Here is a 5669-nt window from a genome sequence, read left to right on the forward strand (position 1 = left end):
AGCATGATGACGGCCATATCGGGGCTCCTGATTCAGGCCGCGCGCGGGCGGCGGGTGTGTTGCAGCAAGGCGTAAACGCGCTCGGCGCTGACCGGCAATTCCATGACCGCTGCGCCAATCGCGTCTGCCACCGCGTTGGCGATTGCCGCCGGTGCGGGCACGTTGGCGGCCTCGGCAATCGGCCCACAGTTGAACGGCCCAGGGCCTTCGTCGCGCTCCAGAAGCACGGTTCTGAGCTCCGGGATGTCGGCGATGCACGGAATCTTGTAGTCGCCCAGATGCAGCGCCACCGGTTTACCGTCTTCCATGCGGTGCTCGGACATCACAGCAAGGCCCAGGCCCATCAGCATACCGCCCTCGATCTGACCCTGATGCCCTTCGGGATTGACGATAGTGCCGACGTCATGGGCACTGGTGATGCGCCGCACGGTGACCTGGCCGGTCTCCGGATCCACGGCCACTTCGGCCACCTGGGCGGTGAAGTTGGTATCCGGCGCGTCCGGAAAAAGGCCGAGCTTCTGGTACACCTGCGCTGACACCGTTTCACCGGCGCTGGCCGCAAGTTGTAGCAGGGTCACGCTGCGCCCATCGCTGTGCGCACTGCTGCCCTCCCAGGCCAGCGCGTCGACCGCGCAGCCAAGCACCTCGGCGGCCATCGGCGCCAGCTTTTCACGCAATGCGGCCACCGCCTGCAACACGGTTTGGCCGATGGCATAGGTCGTGCGACAGCCGCCGACGCCAAAGTCGAACGGCAGTCCGTCGGTGTCGGCCAGGCGAATCTGCACCGAGGCCGGGGGCACGTTCAGCGTCTCACCTACGAACTGCTGCACGGCCGTGAAGGTGCCCTGACCGGGGTCGCCGATCGGCAGCAGCACGGTCACCCGACCATCGGGCGCGAGTTCCAGCTTGCAGCTGGAATCGCCGCCCACCACGCCGCGCTCGTACATGGCGATGCCAAAACCGACGTTCGGCTCCTTGCCGCGACGCTCGTGGTAGCCCGACTCGCGCAGGGCGGCCTCCAGCGTTTGCTGCGCGCGCACCGTCGGCCACTGCGCGCCGGTGGGCGAGGCATCACCCGGCTGCAGCACGTTCTTCAACCGAAACGCCGCCGGGTCCATGCCCAGCGCCCTGGCCATCAGATCGAACTGCGCCTCCACCGCAAAAATGGTCTGCGGGGCGCCGGGGCTGCGCATATGGCCGCCCGGCAGCGTATTGGTATAAACCACCGTACTGTGGATATCGATGGCCGGCACCCGGTAGCAACTGGCTGCCTGGTCGGCGCCGTGCAGGTTCAGACTCGGCAGCGGCTTGTAGGCGCCATAGGCACCGCCGTTGAACTTGATGTGCACCTGCATGGCGGTCAGGGTGCCGTCGTTCCTTACGCCGGTCTTGATGTCGATGCGGGCGGCGTGGCGGGTATTGGCAGCCATGAGCTCTTCGGTGTAGCTCATGACCAGCTTCACCGGCCGACCGGACTCACGCGCCAGCAGGTAGGCCACCGGCGCTTCCATCTGCGAACCCTTGCCGCCGAAGTCACCACCGATATGCAGGTTGTGCAGTTTGATGGTCGTCGGTTCGACCCCGAAGCAGGCAGCCAGCTGCGCACGCAGCATGTACGGGCTTTTGTTGGACGCCCACACCTCGGCGCGGCCATCGGCAGCCACCCGCGCCAGCACGGCGTGCGGCTCAAGATAACCATGGTGCTCGGTTGGCGTGTGAAAGGTGTGTTCGAACACCCGGTCAGCGGCCGCAAAGCCGGCGTCGAGTTCACCGTGCTCCCAACGCATATAGGCGCACACGTTTGGCAGGTTCGGCTCCTGCGGATGGGAAAAAGCACCCGCATAGGATTTGGGTTGCTCATGCACCGCTGGCGCGCCGGGCGCGGTGGCGGTGTCGACGTCAAACACCGCCGGCAATTCCTCGTACTCGACGTCTATCAATGCCAGCGCCTGCTCGGCAATGTCCCGCGTAGTCGCTGCCACGGCGGCCACCCGGTCGCCGACAAACCGGACCTTGTCCACGGCCAGGACCGCATGGTCACGGATGGCGCGCCCGGCGTAACACGGAAACTGCGCACCGGTGACTACCGCGTGCACGCCAGGCAGGGCCCGCGCGGCGGCGGTATCAATGCGAACAATGCGTGCGTGCGGATAAGGGCTGCGCAAAATGCGGCCCCACAGCATGTCGGGCAGCACGTAATCGGCCGCATACATGGCGGCGCCTGTTACCTTGTCCGGCCCTTCCATACGCGCCGTGCGTTGGCCGACGAACTTCAGCGTCATGCGAATCTCCTCGTGGTCTTGGGCAAGCAAACCGGGCAGGGTTCCCGCCTGACTGGCCGGCACATTATCATGGCGTCGACGCCGACCAAACGATCAGCAAGGAGAAGGCCAATGGCCGAACAGACGGTGACCCTGGCGCTGCATATAAACGGCGCGCCATGGCAAGGTGAAGTGCTGGGCAACCGGCTACTGGTCGACTTTCTGCGCTATGACGTCGGCCTCACCGGCACCAAGGAAGGCTGCGGCGTGGGCGTGTGTGGCGCTTGCACGGTGCGCCTCGACGGCCGGCTCGTAAGCTCCTGCCTGACCCTGGCCGCGATGGCCGACGGCTGCGAACTGACGACGGTAGAGGGCCTCGCCGGGCGCGAGGAACTCAAGCCCATCCAGAACGCCTTTATCGAGCATGGCGGCTTTCAGTGCGGCATCTGCACGCCCGGACAACTGATGGCGGCCAGCGCCTTGCTGGAGGAAAACCCACACCCCGACCAGGCTGCCATCAAGGCCTGGATGATGAGCAACCTGTGCCGCTGCACCGGCTACTACGGCATCGTGCGCTCCATAGAGGCAGCCGCTGCCGGGGACCAGGCATGAGGGGCTTCGAATTTCAGGCACCGGACAGCCTGGCCGCAGTCTGCGCACTACTGGCAGAACACGGCTACGACGCCAAACTGATCGCCGGCGGCACCAGCCTGCTGAACCTGATGAAGCAGGAACTGGTGCAACCGACCGTGCTGGTAAGCCTGCAACGCGTCCCGGGCCTCGGCGACCTCACGGTAAACAACGACGGCATCCGCGCCGGTGCCGGTGTGCGTCACCGGCTGATGGAAACCGACGCCGCACTCGGCCGCGCCGCGCCGCTGCTTGCCGCAGCCTATGGCCACGTGGCGACGGTCCGCATTCGCATGTCGGCCACCGTCGGCGGCGGCCTGGCGCAGGGCGATCCGGCCATGGACGCACCGGCCGTGTGGCGGGTACTCGATGCCACCATGCACCTGTGCTCTGCCGAGGGCGAGCGACGGGTACCGGCAGGGGGATTCTTCGAGGACTTCTTTACCACCGCCGTGGGTCCAACCGAGGTCCTGACCCACGTCACCGCCCCTGCCCCGCCGGCCGGGGCTGGCTGGTCGTATCAGAAATTTCTGCCGCGCAGCGCCGACGACTACGCCGCCGTATCCGTGGCCGCATTGTTGTGCCTGGACGGCAACGGTCGGGTAGCCGAGGCGCGTGTTGGCATCGGCTCGGCCGGTCCGGTACCGGTACTGGCGCAAGCGGTTGCTGCCGCCCTGATCGGCGAGCGCCCCACGCCCGAACGCATTGCCGCCGCCGCGCAGCTTGCCCGCGATGCGGTTGATCCGCTGGACGACCTGCGCGGCAGTGCGTCATACAAGCGCGATATGGCGGTGGTATTCACCCGCCGCGCGCTCACCGAGGCGGCCGCCCGCGCCGCCTGAACGGAAACCCAAGTCATGGAATTCGAATACCGCGCCAGCCTGCCGGTGGCGGTGAATACGCTGTGGACGCTGCTCGTCGACATCCCGGCCGTCGCGCTGTGCATTCCCGGCGTGGTCAGCGTCGAGCCGCTGGGCGAGGATCGCTACCGCGGCGTGCTCAAGCTGCGTATCGGCCCGGTCGGCCTGGAGCTCGGCGGGCAGATTACCGTGGAAGAACTGCTCGCCGCCGAGCGCCAACTGGTCTTTTCCGGCGAAGCCAAGGACAAGCGCATCCCCGGTGGCCTGCGCACCCGTACGCAGCTGGTACTGACCACGCTTGAACCGGAGCTCACCGAGCTCTTGGTGGTGACCGAAGCGCATATCCTGGGCAAGCTCGGCGAGTTTGGACAGTCCATCATCAAAAGAAAAACCGATCAGGTTATGCAGCAATTCACCGACAACCTGGCGCGCAAGGCGGGCGAACCGACTACCACCTGACCCGAACGCGCCGACCACCAGGAGGCCCAGACATGGACCAGAAAATCAACATCATCGACGGCGATGGACACGTGTTCGAGGACCTGCCCGCCATCGTCCGGCGCATGCCCGGCCAGCTGCGCGAGAGCGCCTTCGTGCGGCTGCTTGGGCCGTTTCCGCAGCTCGACCATTTGCACCACGGTGCCTGGGTCAGCCTGGATGGCTCGTTTCAGGATCCGGGCGTCGCCGGCTGGCGGGCATTTCTGGACCGTGCCGGATTCAGCGCGGCAGTCATGTACCCCACCATTGCGCTGGCCTACGGGCGCCTGACCGATCCGGACCTGGCCATCGGGGCCTGTCAGGCTTACAACGACTGGATTGCCGAGGACTACCTCGCAGCCGACCCGCGCCTTAACGCCATGGCGCTGATTCCCATGCAGGACCCGGCCGCCGCCGCGGCAGAACTGGAACGCGCCGTGGACAAGCTGGGCCTGAAAGGCGCCATGCTGCCCCCCACCGGCCTGCCGCTGTTGCTTGGCGCGCATGAATACGCCCGCGTGTACGAGGTCGCCGATGCGCTCGGCTGCGCACTGGCCGTGCACGGCGGCGCCCATCCCGATCTTGGGCTGAATCACCAACAGGTGTTTGCCGGCACGCATGCCCTGGGGCACCCGTTCGCCATCACCATCCAGGCCGTGGACCTCATCCTGCATGGCGTGTTCGACCGCTACCCGCGGGTGCGCTTTGGCTTCATGGAGGGTGGCCTGGCCTGGCTGCTGTTGCTGATGGAGCGCCTGCCGGGCTCGTTCTCGGCGTTTACGCCGTACGACCCCACCGGCCGCTACATCAAGGCCCGCAAAGGCAGTGAGGTGCGCCAGCTCGTTCGCGACTACATGGACAGCGGGCGCCTGTTTGTCGGTATCGAGGGTGACGAGGACGCCCTGGCCTTTGGCATCGCCCAGTACGGCGCCGGGCCGTTCGTGTTCTCAAGCGACTTCCCGCACGAAGTCAACGACGCGTCCATCCAGCACGAAATTGACGAACTGCTCGGTAACCCAACAATCAGTGCCGCCGACAAGGCGGCTATCCTGGGTGGCAACGCCGCCCGTTTCTATGGTCTGGGATAAAGCCAGCCACATTCACACAACATTCTGGAGAAGACGATGCGAGTTTGTATCCTGGGCGCCGGCGGTTTGGGTTCGGTGTTCGGTGGCGCGTTGGCGCTGGCCGGCGTCGACGTAACGCTGGTGGGGCGCCCGGCGCACGTCGAGGCCATCCGCAAGAACGGCCTCAAGCTCACCGGCATCCGTGGTGACCATATGGTGCGCGAACACCTCGAAGCGGTTGCCGACCCGCGCGAGGCCAAGGGCGAGTTCGACTACCTGATCCTGGGCGTCAAGGGCAAGGACACCGAGGCGGCGCTGGAAGGCGCCAACTGCCTGCGCGATCGGGTCAAGACCGCCCTGTCCTTCCAGAACAA

General features: G+C 66.2%; 6 protein-coding genes. 5 read left to right on the forward strand and 1 reads right to left on the reverse strand.

All coding sequences use genetic code 11. The features are described from left to right. Positions 1 to 32: 32 nt before the first annotated feature. Complete coding sequence (locus ABZF37_RS13275) at positions 33 to 2282, reverse strand: xanthine dehydrogenase family protein molybdopterin-binding subunit (protein ID WP_372720706.1); 2250 nt, start codon at positions 2280 to 2282, stop codon at positions 33 to 35. A gap of 111 nt (positions 2283 to 2393) precedes the next feature. Between ABZF37_RS13275 and ABZF37_RS13280 the strand changes: the two genes are divergently transcribed. From ABZF37_RS13280 to ABZF37_RS13300, 5 genes are all read left to right on the forward strand, one after another. Then, a complete protein-coding gene (locus tag ABZF37_RS13280; RefSeq protein ID WP_372720708.1) occupies positions 2394 to 2873 on the forward strand; it encodes a (2Fe-2S)-binding protein in 480 nt (159 codons plus the stop codon). Then, positions 2870 to 3733, forward strand: a complete 864-nt coding sequence (locus ABZF37_RS13285; RefSeq protein ID WP_372720710.1) for a xanthine dehydrogenase family protein subunit M — start codon at positions 2870 to 2872, stop codon at positions 3731 to 3733. The genes ABZF37_RS13280 and ABZF37_RS13285 overlap by 4 nt, the downstream gene beginning before the upstream one ends. A gap of 15 nt (positions 3734 to 3748) precedes the next feature. Further along, the gene (locus tag ABZF37_RS13290; protein ID WP_372720712.1) at positions 3749 to 4210 is read left to right on the forward strand and encodes a CoxG family protein; all 462 of its coding nucleotides are present in this window, start codon (positions 3749 to 3751) and stop codon (positions 4208 to 4210) included. Positions 4211 to 4242: 32 nt separating this feature from the next. Next, the gene (locus tag ABZF37_RS13295) at positions 4243 to 5316 is read left to right on the forward strand and encodes an amidohydrolase family protein (RefSeq protein WP_372720714.1); all 1074 of its coding nucleotides are present in this window, start codon (positions 4243 to 4245) and stop codon (positions 5314 to 5316) included. A gap of 36 nt (positions 5317 to 5352) precedes the next feature. After that, positions 5353 to 5669: ketopantoate reductase family protein (locus ABZF37_RS13300; protein ID WP_372720716.1), on the forward strand; the 317-nt coding region annotated here is incomplete at its 3' end.

It is taken from the genome of Immundisolibacter sp., from assembly GCF_041601295.1.
Classification (GTDB): domain Bacteria; phylum Pseudomonadota; class Gammaproteobacteria; order Immundisolibacterales; family Immundisolibacteraceae; genus Immundisolibacter.

What these genes read in the sequence shown, in the direction of transcription:
- ABZF37_RS13295 (WP_372720714.1), top strand. Translation starts at nt 4,243, where the DNA reads ATGGACCAGAAAATCAACATCATCGACGGCGATGGACACGTGTTCGAG.
- ABZF37_RS13275 (WP_372720706.1), bottom strand. Translation starts at nt 2,282, where the DNA reads ATGACGCTGAAGTTCGTCGGCCAACGCACGGCGCGTATGGAAGGGCCG.
- ABZF37_RS13280 (WP_372720708.1), top strand. Translation starts at nt 2,394, where the DNA reads ATGGCCGAACAGACGGTGACCCTGGCGCTGCATATAAACGGCGCGCCA.
- ABZF37_RS13290 (WP_372720712.1), top strand. Translation starts at nt 3,749, where the DNA reads ATGGAATTCGAATACCGCGCCAGCCTGCCGGTGGCGGTGAATACGCTG.
- ABZF37_RS13285 (WP_372720710.1), top strand. Translation starts at nt 2,870, where the DNA reads ATGAGGGGCTTCGAATTTCAGGCACCGGACAGCCTGGCCGCAGTCTGC.